This window comes from Paenibacillus sp. EKM206P (assembly GCF_011066155.1).
Taxonomy (GTDB): Bacteria; Bacillota; Bacilli; order Paenibacillales; family Paenibacillaceae; genus Paenibacillus; species Paenibacillus polymyxa_D.
Genome location: NZ_JAAMNQ010000115.1, coordinates 1 through 270, shown reverse-complemented (window position 1 = coordinate 270; position 270 = coordinate 1). Strand labels below are relative to the sequence as shown.

The window sequence follows — 270 nt, the reverse complement described above, 5'->3', positions numbered from 1 at the left end:
ATGGTGCCGGCGAGAGGACTTGAACCCCCAACCTACTGATTACAAGTCAGTTGCTCTACCAGTTGAGCTACACCGGCGTATTAAGTTAAATGGCGGAACCGACGGGATTCGAACCCGCGATCTCCTGCGTGACAGGCAGGCATGTTAGGCCTCTACACCACGGTTCCAGAGGAAACTTCCTTAGTTGAAGTAATTGCGGGGGCAGGATTTGAACCTGCGACCTTCGGGTTATGAGCCCGACGAGCTACCGAACTGCTCCACCCCGCGACA

3 tRNA genes are annotated in these 270 nt (G+C 55.2%); all 3 read right to left on the bottom strand.

What is annotated here, in order from left to right:
• Position 1 precedes the first annotated feature (1 nt).
• Positions 2–77 (bottom strand) — tRNA-Thr (locus tag G9G53_RS25990).
• 13 nt (positions 78–90) lie between these two features.
• A tRNA-Asp gene (locus tag G9G53_RS25985) sits at positions 91–167 on the bottom strand.
• A gap of 26 nt (positions 168–193) precedes the next feature.
• Positions 194–267 (bottom strand) — tRNA-Met (locus G9G53_RS25980).
• Between the last annotated feature and the right edge of the window lie 3 nt (positions 268–270).